The organism is Virgibacillus carmonensis (genome assembly GCF_057836705.1).
This window is the reverse complement of the sequence record NZ_JBYQFJ010000430.1, coordinates 1-510: the sequence shown is the minus strand read 5'-3', so window position 1 is coordinate 510 and position 510 is coordinate 1. Positions and strand designations below refer to the sequence as shown.

Genomic DNA, 510 nt, shown 5'->3' with positions numbered 1-510 from the left:
GTATGATAGAATAAAACCTCATCAAGTGGGAATTTCTGTCCAACAAACTGTGTGATAGGTTCTAGTAAACAATTAACAGGGGGTTATGCTCATGTTTTTCCGTGAAATTGATGAAGATCTTACATTAAAATTAATGCAAATTGATGATGCCGAAGAACTTTTTAATTTAACAGATGCGTCGCGGTCCTATTTACGCGAATGGTTACCTTGGGTTGATACGACCACAACGATTGATGATTCGCGTGGTTTTATTGAACACACCATGCAGGGATTTCAGGATAAGAAAAGCATGACTGTTGCAGTCCACTATAAGGGAAAAATGGTTGGTACTGCTAGTTTTAATAGTTTGGATTGGTCCAACAAAGTAGCTTATATCGGTTATTGGCTTGGACAGGATTACCAGGGAAACGGGATTATCACACGTGTGGTTCGCTACCTGACTGATTACGCGTTTACCGAACTAGCTTTTAATCGGGTTGATATTCGTGCAGCATTTGAAAATAAAAAGAG

The 510-nt window shown here is 39.0% G+C and carries 1 protein-coding gene; it reads left to right on the top strand.

All coding sequences use genetic code 11. The annotated features are described in order from the left end of the window. Nucleotides 1-91 precede the first annotated feature (91 nt). Nucleotides 92-510: GNAT family N-acetyltransferase (locus AC3G7N_RS22720; protein WP_489424357.1), on the top strand; the 419-nt coding region annotated here is incomplete at its 3' end.